The sequence below is a fragment of the Occallatibacter sp. genome (assembly GCF_049510455.1).
GTDB lineage: Bacteria > Acidobacteriota > Terriglobia > Terriglobales > Acidobacteriaceae > Telmatobacter.
Window position 1 is genome coordinate 1 of sequence record NZ_JBEKYX010000009.1, and the last position, 16,068, is coordinate 16,068.

Genomic DNA, 16,068 nt, shown 5'->3' on the forward strand with positions numbered 1-16,068 from the left:
ATCCTCATTCCGGGACTGTGCAACTGCACAGCCTGCTTTCCGCTGTCCGATTGTCATGCTTCCGTCCCCTCGGTTTTCGATGGCGACCGGCTGGCGCGGATAAATTCGCGGACGGCCAGGATCGACTGCCAGAGGACGTAGGGGAGGCGGTCTGAACAGGCGGGGTGGTTCTTCAGCATCTCGCGATAGAACTCCGGGGATTCCTCTCGGAGGAAGATGGGAGCGATCCTGTGGGCGTTGTGCAGGATGCCGAGGAATTCCGCGAAAACGGTGGCGATGGAGGTTTTGTTTCTTGCGGAGTAGAGGCGAGCTGCCTGATATACATCGTCCGGGATTTTGACTGTCAAGTTGCGCATGGAAAGGCTCCTGAAAGGCAGTGGTTAGTGGCTAGAAAAGCAAAAGGCCCGAATCCGGATGGGATTCAGGCCTTGATTTTTTTCTACCTGTAATCAGTATGGCAGATTCGAATAAATAATGTGCAAAGTGCGCGAAGTTTTTTGCCTTTTAGAATGAGCGATTTAGAAAATATTTTTCAGAAAAGGGCTTGACAAGATTTCCAGATGCTCGCGACTGCCATGGAAATGGGACATTGAACGAGGCTAAGCCGACTTCCCGGTACTAATGCTGAGGAGATACGGCCGACCGACGTTGAGCATAGTTGGCCCCGGCAAAGGAATGGAGCTATCGACCTTGACGCGGAGCTGAGATCGGCGGCTGGGCTGTGCTACGGTAATTGTGCCCAGAAGCCGGTAATTTGTGGTGACTTTGCTTGCTGTGGGAGTAGAAAATAGCAAATAGACAGGAGGCGATGGGATGAGACGCTGGAATCCGCTTCTGGTTTTTGCGCTGCTACATGGTGTGGCGATCGGGCAGACGATCGGCTTTTACGCAATGGCTCCGGTACTGCGTGATAAGCCGTATATCGCCGAGCGAACACGGCGCACGGTCAGGGCAGATGGCAAGAGCCAGTGGAGGACGGAAGATCTGGTCTCCGTACTGATGCGGGACAGCGCGGGTCGACTGCGAGAGCAGATCGACGCGAAGGAGAATTCAGACGGCACAGGCGTGCATCTGGCGACGGTGAGGGTGCTGGATCCGGTGAAAATGCAGCAGACTGACCTGAATGTTGTGGCGAGGACCTATGTGAGTTTTCCCATTCCTCCGGAGGTGAAGAACTACCAGCGGCACCCGGTGCTGGATTGCCCGAAGCTGGTAGCGGTGCAGAAGGCGCGGATGACGATGGGGCCGGTGCGCTACGAGGACCTGGGCACGAACACGCTGCTGGGAGTCGCGGCGATGGGGTGTCGCGTCATGCGGAGTGGCGATGCTCCGACGAAGTCGAGCGTTACTGAGATATGGTCTTCGGCCGAGCTTGGGATTACGCTTTCGAGCGTTACACGCTATGAGGATGGGCGCGAAGAGTGGGACAAGGTACTGAATCTGCGCGTTGAAGAGCCGGACGCGGCGCTGTTCAATGTGCCGCCGGATTATACGGATGCTCTGGCGCCTCCGAAGCGGACCAACTTCAATCCGAACCTGGATTTGTTGGCTGAGTCTGGGTCGATTGAGTGGCATGACGGTACAGCAACGCTGGTTGCACGCGGAAGCAGCCCGATGGAGGATGTGGCGGAGACGGTGGAAAAATGCCTGGGTGTGCCGGTGAGTTCGGAGCGGCCGTTCCAGATGTTTCTCGGCGACCTGCTGGATGTTACCGATCCGAAATTTGTAGCCCAGCATCCAGAGCCGGACAGGCGGGCGTTTGCTTCCAAGCCGGCGAAAGTACAGGTGGATTTCGCGACGAATCCAGACGGCAGCGCGGCGGATGTCGAGGCGGTGCTGAAAGCAGTTGCGGTACAGGTGAACCAGCAGCAGCCGTACGAATTCACGGTGGAGAAGGTGGTGCGAACGAAGTTCACGATGTTTGTGTTAGTGCCGACGGCGACCCATGACGAGCAGGGTGCGGTGATTCATCCTGTGCCTTACATGGAGACAACTGTGGCGTTGCGAGCGCAGAAGGCAGCGATCAGCGATCTGGCCAACCAGATGAGCGCCCAGATCAGCGCGAAGACGGGGTACAGGTTCTACTGCTGCGAATCATATGTCGCAGGCATACCGTGGGGCTCAGTGCCAATGGAGTATGGGCCGGCGGAGAAACCTGCACGGGAAATGCTGGCCGATCTGATGGAAACAGAAGGGAGGGCGCAAAGTTACATGGCGGCGTGTGAATCGCGGAGCCGGGAATTCTGCTTCATCAACGTGAAGGGCAAGCCGATACCTGCACCGCCCAAGACCGGGGTGTGTAGGATTCCGGGATATGACCCCGGGAAATAGGGCGAGTAGATGCTGACAGGTTTCATCGACGCCGATATCTTCGTTCCAGATGGCGGGCGCGGTGGGCTGCCTATAAGGCACAGGCAATCGTTCCAAGCGATTGTCCGTTGCGGCAAGACCCTCTCATAAACGATCAACTGTCTATGTGTACATGCAAAGACGGTGGATAGGTAACGGTAAACGCTCTTCTCGTGACTTGGCACTCATTTTCGACGCGCCGGCAAATCGGTTACTTATCCGGCGCTGCTGAGTGCATTGGTCGTTCGACGCTCTTACGGCAATGGCTTGAGAGTCACTGTTTTACCTTGTGCACAACGATCATGTTTGTCTCCAGTGAGGACAGGTCTCCCTTGGGATCGATCTCGTGGTGCAGTACTGCGGCGAGGTAGTCGAGTGAGTTGCTTTCGTTCTGCTTGAGCGGCGGTGCGGGATAGATGGCCGATTCTACTCTTTGCCCTTTATAACGGGTGACGATGTCATTGGAGCCGACGGTGAACAGCGTACCCTCGTTGCCATAGACTTCCATATTCTTGACGGCAAAGCTCCAGTCCCAGCTAGGCATGAGGATGGCTTGCATGCCGGGATAGGCGACGATGACTGTGGCGTCGTCTTCGGTTCTGGTATAGATCTCCGGCTTGTGCGTCTGGGCAAAGGCCGTAACGCTCAGGGGTGTTGCTCCTTTGCTGATGACGGTGGCGAGATCTGCGCCGTAGCAGCCGAAGTCGAATAGAGCGCCTGCACCGTTCTGCTTGGGATCGGTGAGCCAGGGCAGCCACTCGGGGCCTACGCCGATCTCTTTCGGGCCTTCATGGCCGTCACGCACGAGAATCTTGCGGACTGTGCCGAGCTTGCCTGCGTGGACCTCCCGGAGGGCCTCAGCGTTTGAGTTGTACCAGGTGGTCTCGTAGTTCACCAGGACCTGCACGTGATTTTCCTGCGCGGCCTTGCGAATGGCAATGGCGTCTTCAACGGTGGTGGCCAGAGGCTTTTCAACCATGCTGTTCACGCCATGCTTTGCCGCAATCTCGATGACCTGCCGGTGCTCCGCGATGGTGCCATAGGCAAGAACCGCGTCCGGGTGCAGCTTGTCGATCATCGTCTCTTCATCTGTATAGAAGAGCGCCGGATCGAGTTTGTAATGGCTGCGGTACTGCTCGGCCAACTGCTGGTTTGGCTCAACGATTGCGACAAGCCTGGCGCTGGAACTGGTGGGAAGATTGTGCAAAAAACCACTTACATGGCCGTGCGTAAGGCCGACGATGGCAACACGGATAGGAGTTTCGGAAGCAGTTTGCGCGAGGAGAGAAACGGTTCCCGCGAAGATCAGCACAGTTGCAGTGAACAGCAGGCGGACAGAACGCAGCATATTAGTGTCTCAATCCTGAAAGGGAAATAGGATGCGCGGCCTCAAGGAGAGAGCGGCAAGCACAGCCATCGTATCGCGATGGACGGCGAGACGGCCATAGAAATGATCGAGGCACAGTCAAAGTTGTCAAAAAGGACACTCAATGCTGTTGGTCAGTTGTAGAAGAAAAGCCATTCCTATAAGCGGTGGATCGCTTCCGTTAAGCCGCGTTCGCAAACCTTATCCGGCAGCTACTGCTCTCCGGCCTGGATGAAGTGGCCGAAGAGCAATCGCAGCGACACTCAGTTACTCAGAAAGGAGGCGATCTTCTCATTGAGGAACTTCTTGTCGGCGGGGCTGGCCCCTGCGCCGGCGGGATGCCCCCACAGCGACGGAATCGGCATCAGGGTGCCGTGCGGTATGAACGCCGCTTCATACTGCGCGTCTTCCAACGGGAAGTACAGGTCAGTCGCCGAGGGCATGTAGAGAAACGGAACCTTGATTGACTGGAGTGCTTTCTCCACGTCGCCATTGAAGTTGGTGGGCTTTCCGTCGGCGAATGTGGTGTTGCCGACATTGTTTGACTCCCAGGTGCGCGCCTGGAGGATGTAGTTGTTCGCGTCCGCACTGAATCCCTTGCGGAAGCTGAACATATATTGCTCGAAGGTGGTACCGGGCTCTGAGTCGGTACGCCAGAGTTCCTTGCGCCACCACTCCTGCGAGTAGAGCCAGCCCGCCCACACCATGCCGAAAGCCTCCAGTCCCTTTGCAGGCTCGGTTTTGTAGTCACCGTTCATAAAGGCGGGGTCAGCGGTCAAAGCGGCTATCTGGCCTTCCAGCCGGACGATTCCGTGGCCGTAGGTCTTGGCGGTCCCGCTCGTCGCAACGGCCTTGTCCATGAATGTGGGATAGCTGACCGCCCACTGAAAGGCCTGCTGTGCGCCCATGGAGAAGCCAATGACTGCACGCATGTGCTGAATGTGCAGTTGCTCCGTGAGGAGTTGGTACACGGCGTTAACGTTATCGCGGATGGTCATGACCGGGAAGCGCGGCCCATCGAACGGCGGGGGCGTGTTTGACGGGGACGAGCTGCGCCCATTGCCGAAGAGTTCGGTAGTGATGAGAAATAATTTGGCGGGATCGAGCGCGCCTTCCGGGTAGGCGGCCGACTTTACCAGGAACTGATAGCCATTCATGTTCGCCATGTAGTGCGAGGGAAGCAGAACAGCATTGGAGCGATCGGCATTGAGCGTCCCGGTTGTGCCGTAGACGATGTGGGCCTCCGGCAAAACGACGCCGGACTCCGTCTTGAAATTGTGCAGAACAAATTCGTGGCGCTCGGGCATCTGCACCGCTGCATGGGCGGGAGATTGGCAAAAGGCCAGGACACTGACTGAAAAGGCGAGCAGGAAAATGAGACGGCGCATATTGAGAGAATATGCCGATTTCGCGACCGAGGGAATGCCGGGCTGCTATGAGTCCAGATTTTCCAAGGGTTGATCTCACAAGAACCGAGAGCTGACGATCCGATCCAACAATCGGGTGCATAGGCTCCTGTGACACCGCGTTCTGAGAACGCGTGCATGGTCAAAGAAACAGATCAAGGCATTCGTGGGTTGTGATGGAACTTACAAAAAGCAAAAGATGACGAATTTTTGATTGGTTGGGATCTGTGGCCGGTGGAAGGGGTGTTGTCCGTGCAGGATCGGAGAGCAGGTTTTTACAGCTCGCGCCGGCCTTCCATTGCGCGGGCCATTGTTACTTCGTCGGCATATTCGATGTCGCTGCCTGCGGGAACTCCTGTGGCGATGCGGGTGATTCGGACTGGTGTGATTTTCAGAGCACTGGCCAGCCATGTTGCTGTCGCTTCGCCTTCAAGGGTTGGGCTGGTTGCCAGGATTACCTCGTCGATTTCGCCGGCTTCGACGCGCTTGACCAGGCCTGCGGCCCGCAGTTGATCGGGCCCTACGCCGTGGAGCGGTGACAGCGTTCCGTGGAGGACGTGATAGACGCCCATGTACCCGCGGGTGCGCTCGATGGCTGCAATGCTGGTTGGCTCTTCTACCACGCAGACCAGCCGCTGGTTTCGCGCGGGACTTGCGCAATACACGCATGGGTCCACATCCGTCACGTTGTTACAGATGGAGCAGAGGCGCAAGCTGTTCTTCAGCGCCTCGACGGCTTCGGCCAGCGCCTTGGCGTCCGCGTCCGAGCCGCGCAGAATATGAAAGGCGAAGCGCTGCGCGCTCTTGGTGCCCACGCCGGGCAGCTTTTTCAGTTCTTCAATGAGCCTCGCCATGGGCTCCGCGTAACGTGACACGCCGCGCCCCTATCCCAATCCCGGTATATTCAGCCCGCCCAGCAGACTCTTTGCGCTTGCCTGCATGGCATCCTCGGCGCGCCGTCCCGCGTCATTCACCGCTGCCACTACCAGATCTTCGAGCATCTCCACATCCGCATTCGCCCCGCTCAGGCTCACGACAGCCGCGGGATCAATCCGGAGTTTGAGCAACTGCTTCTTGCCGTTCATCGAAGCCGTGACTGCGCCGCCGCCGCTTGAACCCTCTACGACGATCTGCTCCAGCTTGTGCTGCATCTCGTCTTTCATCTTGCTGGCCTGCGACAGCATCTCGGCCATCTTCAGCGGATTCATCATGGCAATTACTCCCTACCTACCTGGTCCGCAAATCCACCACGCTGCGAACCTCGGCGTTGAAGATCTCCTTCGCCTTCTGCACCAGCGGATGATTTAACGCCTCTTCCTGGATGCTTCCGGCGAGCGGCGTGGCTGATACCGGCGCTCCGGTGGCTCCGCCTTCGCCTGGCACCACCATAAACCGGGCCGGACCGCCCAGCCTCTGCAGCTCTGCGCGAATAATCTTCTCCGCTGCCTGATTCACCGTCAGCGCCAGCATCTTCTTGCCCAGCCCCGCGGCTTCAATGCGCAGATTTCCCACGTCGAGAATCCAGTTTGCCGCGCCCAGCAGCGTGGCTGCCGAGTGATGCCCGCCACTGGCCAGCGCTTGCACTACCGCGTTGCGTAGCGCGTCGGCACTCGGCGCGTCTCCAGTTGTCGGAATTGCTTCTGGCCGTGCTGCCGGAGCAGGAGCTTCTTCCACTGCTTCTTCTGGAACTGCCGCACCCACCAGAAATGGCATCGGGGCTTTTGCGGGCTGGGTCGCAGGTTCTTTGGGAGCCGTTACGGCAACTGTGCTGCTCTGCTTTATCGCCGGTGCGCTGCCCCAGTTTCCACCTCCGCCAAACGGAGAAAGGGAGGGGGCGGTACTCGGAGGCGCAGCAGAACTGGCAGTTGTTCCCGCAGTTGTAGGCTTTGCGGCAGACCTGGCCGGAGAACTGGGCGCGGAGCCTTTTATTGGCACGCCCGCTGCTACGCCGCTTAGAAATTCTTCCAGCGGCAGCAGTCTCTGCGCATGTACCAGCTTCAGCAGTCCCAACTCCAGGTGAAAACGCTGCTCTTGCCGGAAATTCAAATCATCAAAGGTCCGCAGCACAATCTGCAGATTGCGCGTAATCTCTTCTTCTGTAAATAGAGCCGCTGTCCGCGCTGCCCGCGCTCGTTCATCGGCTGAAATCTGCAGCAGCTCCGTCTCCGCGCCTCCGAGCTTTGCCATCAGCGCATTGCGCAGGTAGCGGACCATTTGCCGCGCCAGCGAGAGCGGACTGTGGCCGGCATTCAGCAGAACGTGCAGTTGCTCCATGAGCGTTGCGGCTTGACCTTCGGAGACCGCTTCCAGCAGGCGCTCAAAGACTGCGTTCGGCACCGATCCCATGAGGTCGCGAATCTGCTCAGTGGCCAGCCTAGGCTTTCCACTTTCTACGGGAGCCGATGCAATGGCCTGGTCCATGATCGAAAGCGCATCGCGCATGGAACCGTCGCCGGCCTCGGCCAGCAGCGCAAGGGCTGCTTCTTCGGCATCCACACTTTCGGCGATGGCGATGCTCTTGAGTTGCGCGAGAATGTCCTCAAATTTCACCGCATGGAAGCTGAAATGCTGGCACCGCGAGCGGATGGTCTGCGGGATATTCTCGGGCTCTGTGGTCGCCATCATGAAGACGACATGAGACGGCGGCTCTTCCAGCGTCTTCAGCAGCGCGTTAAATGCGGCATCCGTAATCTGGTGGGCTTCGTCAAGGATGTAGATTTTGTACTTGTCGCGGGCGGGTGAGTAACGGGCGGCGTCGCGGAGTTCGCGAATTTCATCGATGCCACGATTGGTGGCCGCGTCGATTTCGATGACGTCTACCGCATTGCCTTGACGGATCTCTATGCAAGAGTCGCAGGTGGCGCATGGCTCCGGTGTAGGGCGGTCGGGACTGCCGATTTCACTGCGGCAGTTCAGCGCACAGGCTAGGATTCTGGCGATGGTTGTTTTGCCGATTCCGCGATGCCCGCTGAAGATGTACCCATGAGCGATGCGGCCCTGGCTGAGCGCATTCAGAAGCGTCCGCGTTACGTGGTCCTGACCCGCCACATCGGCGAACCGCTGCGGACGATACTTCCTGGCCAGAACCTGATACCCCATCGCACTTGCTCCCCGTCACGTTCTCAAGCGATTGTATCGTTCCGGCCCTGACGAATTTTTCACATGATCGCGGTCATGCCGAGTGCGGCACAGGATCTGCGTAGAGTCTCTTGGTTTCAAGTCCCTCAGTCGCTCTTCCTGGCTTTTTTCCGCTTTTTCACTTCGTCCACGGAAAACATGGTCCCCTTGCACTTTGCCGTACCGCAGTTGCAAATCTGCTCGTCGTCGTCGCCGTCGTAGAGGTGGTAGTCGTAGGTAATCTCAGTCCCCGCTGCTATCTCCTTGATGGCCTTGATCCACACGCGGCCCCGCACTACTTCAGTCTCGCAATTGGGCTCACAGCTGTGGTTGATGAACATGGCCGTGCAATGGCCATCTATAACCAGATCGCCGTTTCCGAGTCCAAATAGATAGGTGAGGGGCGCGTCCTGATACATCTCGTCCGCCTCGTCTTTGCTGATGCGTGGGCCGGTGTATTCGGCGATGCGCCGGCCCCTGCCAATACGGGTGGTTGTATAGCAGCCGGCGGCGTGAATTGCGGATGAGCGGACGATAAGTGCCATGCGGTTGTGCGATGCTTTCCTTAGAGATGATTTTTCCGGTTCAGATTGGACCGTATGGACCGCATCCTAACATTGATTGGCTGGTTGTAAAGGAGCAGTTGCAGTTGTCATGAATCAGCGGCATACACATCGCGCCGTTTTCGCCTTTGGGTTCCGTGCCTCTTTCATTGCGGCTGGGCTCTTGCTCTTGGCTGAAGGGAGGGGCATTGCTGCCCAGCAGCAGCCAGCTCCCGCGCAGCAGTCTCCAAAGCCCGCCAACAACAACGATTTCCCTGTGGACACGAACAGCGTCCCCGTTGTGCCGTCGAACGGCATTAATCCTGCGGGGAATGCGTCCAATTCCGCGCCGGGGTCCTCGTCCGGCTCCGCCTCGGCTTCTTTTATGCCGCCGCCCGTGCTTCCCGGTGAAGACGCCGATCCTGTCCGCTCGCCCGAAGACCCGGTAGCTGAGGGACCCGCCTCGACTGGAGATGCCTCCAGCTCCAGCAGCCTTGCCGGTCTCGCCCGCGCCCTTGATCCGCCGGATGAAGATACGGCCACAGCGGACACCGATCAGGGCAAACGCCGCCGCGGACGCAATGCAGCTCCCCAGCCGCCCGAGCACAAGGAAACCGCCAAGGAAGACGTGGACGTTGGCAACTACTACCTAAGCACAAAGAACTGGCATGCCGCGCTTTCGCGCTTCCAGTCGGCCCTCATCCTTGCCCCTGAAAACCCCGATGTTTACTGGGGGCTTGCGGAGGCACAGCGGAATCTGAAGGACTACACGTCGGCCAAGGCTAATTATCTGAAGCTTCTCGATTACGATCCGGACAACAAGCACGCCAAAGATGCTCGCAAATCGCTTAAAGATCCCGATGTGGCGAATGCTGCGCCGCAGAAGTAGCTAAAAGCCGGATAGCCGCAGGTAGGCGTCGATGATTTGCTGACCCCATAGACTGCTTATGATTCCGCCGATGCATAGGAAGGTTCCCAGCGGCAGTTTGCTTGTGGCCCAGGATTCTTTGTTGCGGTTTGGCGTGACAAGCATTGCTATTGCCACGAATGCGCCGATTACTATGCCGATAAAGAAGGCTAGCAACGCGCCGGGTAGACCTAGCCATGCTGCGAGCATTGCCATTAGCTTGGCGTCACCGAGGCCGAGGCCTTCTTTATGGCGGATTAGTTGATAGAGCCAGCGGATGAGGAGGATTAGTAGCATGGCAATGATGATCGCTATCGCCGACCGGATTGCGAGTGCTTTTACTGAATGAAATTCTGGAGGTCTTCCTCTGATGGCCCAGATGAGAAACGGTTGATCTACGACATAAAAAGGTAAAAGAGAATAGAAGAAACCCGCCAGAATTCCAGGTACGGTAAGCCAATCGGGCAGCCAAAGATTGCCGGCGTCAAGCACAGCCAGTGCTACGATGACCCAATAGAAAATCAGTCGTGCAATTAGCGCCGCAATATAAAAATATCGCCCTGAAATGTCTTCATTCGGACTAAGTATCGATTGGTATTGGAACGCCACCCAGGCCCACAGCGCTCCTACACTAAGTTCTACTAATATGTAGCGCGCGCTGATTGACACTCCGCAGGTGCGGCAACGGCCGCGGAGGGCTAGCCAGCTTATGACCGGCACGTTTTCCCACCATGTGAGGGTGCGGCCGCAGGTGCGGCAGCGGGAGCGCGGCTTGACTACGCTTTCGCCTTCCGGCCAGCGGGTGAGGCAGACGTTTAGAAAGCTTCCGAAGATCAGGCCGAAAAGACCGGCGAAGATTGTTCCCAGAATTCGCATTGCAGAGAGTCGAGTATAAATATCGGCGCGACTGGTTTGCTGCGCCGTTGTTGTAGTGACGCATATTCGTCTTCATCCGTTTGACCGAAGCACGTTAGAATGAAAAAGATGGATTCCGGACGCAGCCAACCTACGCAGCCCCCAGGTGGCCTGGCGCAGAAATCTGCCCTTAAATCGAACGCCTCGGAATCCGACCCGTCACAGGCTGCCGCTCTCTTCGCCCAATCTGTCGAAATCATGGCTCGGCTCCGCGCGCCCGGCGGCTGCCCCTGGGACCGCGAGCAGACCTTCGATACGATCCGCAAGTACACCCTGGAAGAGACCTACGAGGTCTTCGACGCCATTGAGCGGCGCGACTTTCCGCATCTTGCCGAAGAGCTTGGCGATCTGCTGCTGCAGGTGTTGTTTTATGCGGAGATGGCTGCGAATGACGGCCACTTCACTATCGCGGAAGTCCTGGACCACCTTAACCGCAAGCTGATCCGGCGACATCCGCATGTGTTCGGCGAGGAAGCTTCTCGTGCTGCCGGTAACCAGGCTGTGGTTGATGCGAATGTGGACGGGGCGGCGGGTGTTCTGCGCAACTGGGAAGAGATTAAAGCCGCTGAAAAGGCCGGCAAGGCAGCAACCGAGGCCGGTCGAACGTCGAGATTGCAGGAAGTCCAGCGTGGGCAGCCCGCACTTTCGGAAGCCGCTAAGCTCGGCTCTAAAGCTGCCAAATCCGGCTTTGACTGGCTCGACTGGCGCGGGCTTCTACCGAAGCTCGCCGAGGAAACCGCCGAGCTGGAGACTGAGGCTGCTGCCAACCCGCCAGACAAGCAGAAGGTCGAATCCGAGCTCGGCGATCTGCTGTTTACTGCCGTCAATCTCGCCCGCCATCTCGGGGTCGATGCCGAAATGGCTCTTCGCGGATGTAACCTCCGATTCCGCCAGCGCTTTGCGGAAATGGAGCGCACTGCCTTGAAGCCCCTGGAAGAGCTTTCTTCAGTGGAGCTTGAGGCACTCTGGATTAAAGCCAAGAAAACATTGGCTGAAGCCAAAGTAGAGCCATGACTCAGACAGCCGACCCCATTCTTATCCGCTCCTGCCAGGGCCGCGAGGAATTCGAAGCCTGTGTCCAGCTCCAGATCGATACCTGGGGCTATGACCCGGCAGACCTTATTCCGAACCGGTCCTTTATGCTGGCGCAAAAGATCGGCGGACAGGTCATGGGAGCCTTTGATACCCAGCAGCCCGGCGTGCCCGATCAGGGAAATGCTACCTCGCTCGTGGGTTACGCGCTGGCAATACCAGGGATCAAACCGAAAAGTGAAGGCCCTGAGGGCTACCTGCATTCCCACATGCTGGCTGTCAGTGCCGCATATCGCAACCGTGGCCTCGGGGTCAGGCTCAAGCTCGCCCAGCGCGAGGAAGCTCTTTCCCGCGGCATTCGCCGTATGGAATGGACCTTCGATCCATTGGAGATAAAGAACGCTTTCCTAAATATCCACAAGCTGGGCGCCATCATTCGCCGTTATTATCCAGATTTTTATGGTGTATCCTCATCTCGTCTCCAGGGTGGACTCCCAACGGACCGCCTGGTGGCTGAGTGGTATCTGGATTCGCCTCATGTGATGGCCGTCGTTGAGGGCAAGGCCGGTGCCGAGTACAGAATTGAGGAACGCTACAAGATTCAGGAATGCATTGTCGTTCCGGCTTCCATCTACCAATGGAAGGTGTCGGACAAGGATCGGGAACGCGCCGCGGCGGTTCAGCTCGAAAACCGTGGCAGGTTTCAGCAGGCCTTTGCGCGCGGACTGGCAGTAATCGGCTTTGAGCGCGATGCCGAAGGGAACGGAATCTACGAGCTTACGCAACTGGCGGAAGTGAAATCACGTATTCCATCTGTATAAGGATTCATCCAGATCATGAAAATAGACGGCATTGTTCTCCGCGAACTTCATATTCCCCTTCTTCGTCCGTTTGAAACCAGCTTCGGCGTTACGCGTGACCGGCGGGTGCTGCTTGCGGAAGTCCGGTCTGAAGGCCTTACCGGCTGGGGCGAGTGTACCGCCGGCGAGCATCCGCATTTTTCCTACGAATCGACCGATACCGCGTGGCATGTTCTGCTGCACGAGCTTGGACCCTCGCTTGCTGCGGCAGAAACCGTGGAGCATGGCGGCGAAGTTCCCACAATTTTAAAGCTGGTCCGCGGCCACCGCATGGCCAAAGCTACGCTTGAAAACGCTATCTGGGATCTCGAAGCTCAGCGGGAAGGCCTCCCGCTTTCGCGACTGCTTGGCGGCGTCCGGGACATCATCCCCTGCGGCGTTTCACTTGGCATTCAGAAGAGTATTCCCGATCTGCTTGCGGTCATTGAGAAAGAGCTGGCAGCCGGCTATCAGCGCATCAAGCTCAAGTGCAAACCGGGCTGGGATGTGCAGGTCTTTGAGGCCGTCCGCAATCGCTTTCCAGGTATTACTCTTTCCTGTGACGCCAATTCCGCCTATCGGCTCCGCGATGCCGACTACGTCGCCACCTGGGACGTCTTCGATTTGCTGATGATCGAGCAGCCGATGTGGCACGACGACTTCTTCTATCACTCCATCCTGCAGAAGAGGCTCAACACGCCTATCTGCCTCGATGAGTCCATCAACAACCGCCGCGATGCTCTGGCCGCCATCGAGAATGAGTCCTGCCGCATCATCAACATCAAGCTCGGCCGCGTGGGTGGATTCTCTGAGGCCATCGCGGTACATAACGCCTGTCTTGAGCGCGGCGTTCCGGTGTGGTGTGGAGGGATGCTGGAGTCCGGCATTGGGCGCTCGCACAATATCGCTATTTCGTCACTCGAAAATTACTCGCTGCCCGGCGACGTATCCGCTTCGGCCCGCTACTGGAAGGAAGACATCATTGAGCCCGAGGTGACCGTTACTCCGCAGGGTGAGATTATTCTGCCGGATACTCCGGGGCGTGGATACGAGGTTCGCTATGACCTTATTGAAAGGCTTACTGTGCGCAAGGAGACTGTGCGCACCTTAGTCACCGCGTAGGCAGGCTTTTTTGTTCCCTGTCCCCTATAACCTGCATATCGGGAACTTCCAGTTCCTGATACGCGTACACTATCTCCGGCAGGGCAACTTCCGCCGCTAATCTGCGTCTCAATCCGGAGAGGCAGATTGTGCAGCAAGTCAGTGTCTGCCGGAGGAAAACTTCAAGTGACTTCCCAGGAACAGCAACTCCTGACCCAGCTTACCCAGCGCATCAACCAGACCCAGCTCCAGGACAAGGATCCCGACGCCCAGAATCTTCTGGGCAAGGAGCTTGGCGCCAACTCTGACGCGCTCTACATTCTCGCGCAGACCGCCCTCATCCAGGACATGGCTCTCCAGCGCGCTAACTCGCATGTCGCCGATCTTGAAAAGCAGATTGAGGATTTGCAGCAGCAGCTTCAGGAAGACGAGCAGCAGATTGACCAGCTCCAGCAGGTGCAGCAGCGGCAGCAGCCAGCGAAACCAACCAGCTTTCTTGGACGCTTATTTGGCGATCCTCAGCCCGCTCCTGCGCAGGCTCAATATCAACCCGTCCCTCAATCACCGCAAGGCGCTCCTCAGTATCAGCCCGTGCAGTACGCGCCTCAACAGCCGCAATATGCGCAGCCTCAGTACGTTCAGGCTCAGCCGCAGTACATTCCAGCGGCTCCCATGATGGGCGGACCTATGATGGGGGGGGCGGGCATGATGGGCGGCCAGCCCAGCTTCCTTCGTTCCGCCATGCAGACAGCGGCGGGCGTCGCTGCTGGAACGCTGGCGATTGAAGGCATTGAATCGCTCTTTCATGGAGGGCATTCCGGCTTTGGTGGCTATGGTGGTGGTTTTGGCGGCGGCTTCGGCGGAGGGTTTGGTGGCGGTGAACGCCCTACCGAAGAGGTTGTCAACAATTACTATGGCGACTCTCCTGAACGCGAGCATCGTGACTTCAGTGGAGGCGATCGCTACGAGGGGGAACATCACGAAGGCGGCGAGCGCTTTCATGATGCCAGCTATGAAACCTCCGGCGATTACAACCGCGGGGATGATCGCGGCAATGACCGCAACTATGCCGATGACAGCCTGAGCGACGACACCGCCTCCGCCGACAACAGCGTCTCTGACGTGCAGTTGGACGACAGCGGCGGCTATGACAACAACGACGTGCAGTAGACCTGCCGCATCAGCACTTCCTCAATCGCATCGCAGGCGGAAGCTCTACCATCTTCCGCCTGCATCGCATCGCGCATCGCGCCGGCCCGTCGCACAAACGATTCCTCTTCCAGTAGCCGCCTCAGCGCCTTTTCCGCTCGCTCCGCCGAATAGCGTTTGCGCGTAATCGTGAGACCCGCACCCATCCTCACGATCCGTGCTGCCTGGTCTGGCTGATCCCATCCATACGGAACAATCAGCATCGGTTTTCCTGTTCGCATCGCCATGCCCGTTGTTCCCGCGCCACCCTGATGCACAATCACCGCGCAGCGCGAAAAGACCTCTGAGTACGGCGCGTAGCGTGTCACAAATATGTCCGGCCCCGCGACGTGCTGAGTTTCATCTGCCCCTACCAACAACGCTCGCTGTCCCAGCTTTCTGGCAGCCTGAATGCTCTCCGCATAAAAATTCCCTGGGTTGTATACCGCCGTCGATCCTTGCGTAAAAACAATGGGCGGTGCGCCGTTTGCGAGAAAGCTTTCCAGCTCGCCTGAGAGCGCCTCACCGGCGCTTGATTGGTCATGAAGAACAAATCCCGGCTGCACCGTATTCGCAGGCCAATCCAACTGCGGTCTGGCCAGTTGGTGAGAGAACAGCGCCAGCACCAGCTCCGGCGAAAATTTGTCCGCAAACAGCGGATTGCGCCCCGGCTCTAATCCTTCTTTCGTGCGTAGCTCTCGAATCGGCTTCCACCAATGGTCTATCGCCAGACTGCTCATCCGCAGCATCACGCGATGCGCTCCCGGCCCCATCCAGCGCAGATACCGGAGCTCCGGCACATTCGGCAGCACGGGAGGGTCATAGACGGAGAAGAGTGTGCATGGCGAAAGAATTGCAGAGCCCCACGTCAGACGCAGCTTTTCCGCTACCAGTGGAGCGGGGTACACCATCTCGCCGGCAATCATCATGTCCATACCGTCCGCTGCCGCCAGCAGATCGTCATACGTGTCGCGCAAATGCGGCAACACCAGCTTGCGCAGCAGAATCTCTGTTCCGCGCCGCATGTCTTCGCATTGCGCTATCAGTGTTGTGTCCTGTGGATTCCAGTCTGGCCGCAGCGGCCGGAACCCAAGCCCGAATCCCTCGATCTTCTCGCGATAAAACGGCGTGCTGGCAATGCAAACGATGTGGCCGCGCCGCTTCAGCTCCAGCGCCATCCCAATGACAGGATGCAGGTCACCCAGCGAGCCAAGGCTCGCAAATAGAATTCGATGTTGAGATTTCTCAATTATCATGGCTGATTCAGCGCGCGCCGGTCATTGCGTCCATTGCATCGCACAGCGCA

Annotated in this window: 15 protein-coding genes; 6 read left to right on the plus strand and 9 right to left on the minus strand. The window is 57.9% G+C overall.

Features of this window, described 5'->3' with window-relative positions; all coding sequences use genetic code 11:
- Positions 1-53: 53 nt before the first annotated feature.
- Positions 54-356, minus strand: a complete 303-nt coding sequence (locus ABSG47_RS02890; protein WP_424166139.1) for a hypothetical protein — start codon at positions 354-356, stop codon at positions 54-56.
- 457 nt (positions 357-813) lie between these two features.
- Here ABSG47_RS02890 and ABSG47_RS02895 point away from each other — a divergent pair, with 457 nt between their 5' ends.
- Positions 814-2,331: a hypothetical protein gene (locus ABSG47_RS02895; protein ID WP_424166142.1), complete on the plus strand. Its 1,518-nt coding sequence runs from the start codon at positions 814-816 to the stop codon at positions 2,329-2,331.
- Between the two features lie 292 nt (positions 2,332-2,623).
- Here the strand turns inward: ABSG47_RS02895 and ABSG47_RS02900 are convergent, their stop codons facing one another.
- From ABSG47_RS02900 to ABSG47_RS02925, 6 genes are all read right to left on the minus strand, one after another.
- Positions 2,624-3,697 carry a Gfo/Idh/MocA family protein gene (locus ABSG47_RS02900; protein ID WP_424166144.1) on the minus strand — a complete coding sequence of 358 codons (1,074 nt, stop codon included), beginning with the start codon at positions 3,695-3,697 and terminating at the stop codon, positions 2,624-2,626.
- Between the two features lie 281 nt (positions 3,698-3,978).
- Entirely contained in the window at positions 3,979-5,103 is a 1,125-nt protein-coding gene (locus ABSG47_RS02905) for an alpha/beta fold hydrolase (RefSeq protein ID WP_424166147.1), read from the minus strand.
- 293 nt (positions 5,104-5,396) lie between these two features.
- Positions 5,397-5,975, minus strand: a complete 579-nt coding sequence (recR, locus tag ABSG47_RS02910) for a recombination mediator RecR (RefSeq protein ID WP_424166149.1) — start codon at positions 5,973-5,975, stop codon at positions 5,397-5,399.
- Positions 5,976-6,005: 30 nt separating this feature from the next.
- Entirely contained in the window at positions 6,006-6,332 is a 327-nt protein-coding gene (locus tag ABSG47_RS02915; RefSeq protein ID WP_424166152.1) for a YbaB/EbfC family nucleoid-associated protein, read from the minus strand.
- A 16-nt stretch (positions 6,333-6,348) separates the two neighbouring features.
- On the minus strand, positions 6,349-8,220 hold the full coding sequence (dnaX, locus tag ABSG47_RS02920) for a DNA polymerase III subunit gamma/tau (protein ID WP_424166155.1): 1,872 nt from the start codon (positions 8,218-8,220) through the stop codon (positions 6,349-6,351).
- 125 nt (positions 8,221-8,345) lie between these two features.
- Positions 8,346-8,783 (minus strand): SET domain-containing protein, encoded by a 438-nt coding sequence (locus tag ABSG47_RS02925; protein ID WP_424166157.1) that lies wholly within the window; start codon positions 8,781-8,783, stop codon positions 8,346-8,348.
- 109 nt (positions 8,784-8,892) lie between these two features.
- Here ABSG47_RS02925 and ABSG47_RS02930 point away from each other — a divergent pair, with 109 nt between their 5' ends.
- Positions 8,893-9,669 carry a tetratricopeptide repeat protein gene (locus ABSG47_RS02930; protein ID WP_424166160.1) on the plus strand — a complete coding sequence of 259 codons (777 nt, stop codon included), beginning with the start codon at positions 8,893-8,895 and terminating at the stop codon, positions 9,667-9,669.
- On the opposite strand, the gene ABSG47_RS02935 is transcribed toward ABSG47_RS02930, so the two are convergent.
- Positions 9,670-10,563, minus strand: coding sequence for a prepilin peptidase (locus ABSG47_RS02935; RefSeq protein ID WP_424166163.1), 894 nt, complete (start codon positions 10,561-10,563; stop codon positions 9,670-9,672).
- A 99-nt stretch (positions 10,564-10,662) separates the two neighbouring features.
- On the opposite strand from ABSG47_RS02935, the gene mazG reads away from it, so the two are divergent.
- From mazG to ABSG47_RS02955, 4 genes are all read left to right on the plus strand, one after another.
- The gene (mazG, locus tag ABSG47_RS02940) at positions 10,663-11,616 is read left to right on the plus strand and encodes a nucleoside triphosphate pyrophosphohydrolase (protein WP_424166165.1); all 954 of its coding nucleotides are present in this window, start codon (positions 10,663-10,665) and stop codon (positions 11,614-11,616) included.
- Positions 11,613-12,455 (plus strand): GNAT family N-acetyltransferase, encoded by an 843-nt coding sequence (locus ABSG47_RS02945; RefSeq protein WP_424166168.1) that lies wholly within the window; start codon positions 11,613-11,615, stop codon positions 12,453-12,455. Before mazG ends, ABSG47_RS02945 begins: the two co-directional genes overlap by 4 nt.
- A 15-nt stretch (positions 12,456-12,470) precedes the next feature.
- Positions 12,471-13,595, plus strand: coding sequence for an o-succinylbenzoate synthase (gene menC / locus ABSG47_RS02950; RefSeq protein WP_424166170.1), 1,125 nt, complete (start codon positions 12,471-12,473; stop codon positions 13,593-13,595).
- Between the two features lie 165 nt (positions 13,596-13,760).
- On the plus strand, positions 13,761-14,744 hold the full coding sequence (locus ABSG47_RS02955) for a DUF2076 domain-containing protein (RefSeq protein WP_424166173.1): 984 nt from the start codon (positions 13,761-13,763) through the stop codon (positions 14,742-14,744).
- On the opposite strand, the gene ABSG47_RS02960 is transcribed toward ABSG47_RS02955, so the two are convergent.
- Positions 14,720-16,018: a glycosyltransferase gene (locus tag ABSG47_RS02960; protein WP_424166176.1), complete on the minus strand. Its 1,299-nt coding sequence runs from the start codon at positions 16,016-16,018 to the stop codon at positions 14,720-14,722. The genes ABSG47_RS02955 and ABSG47_RS02960 overlap by 25 nt on opposite strands.
- Positions 16,019-16,068: the final 50 nt, after the last annotated feature.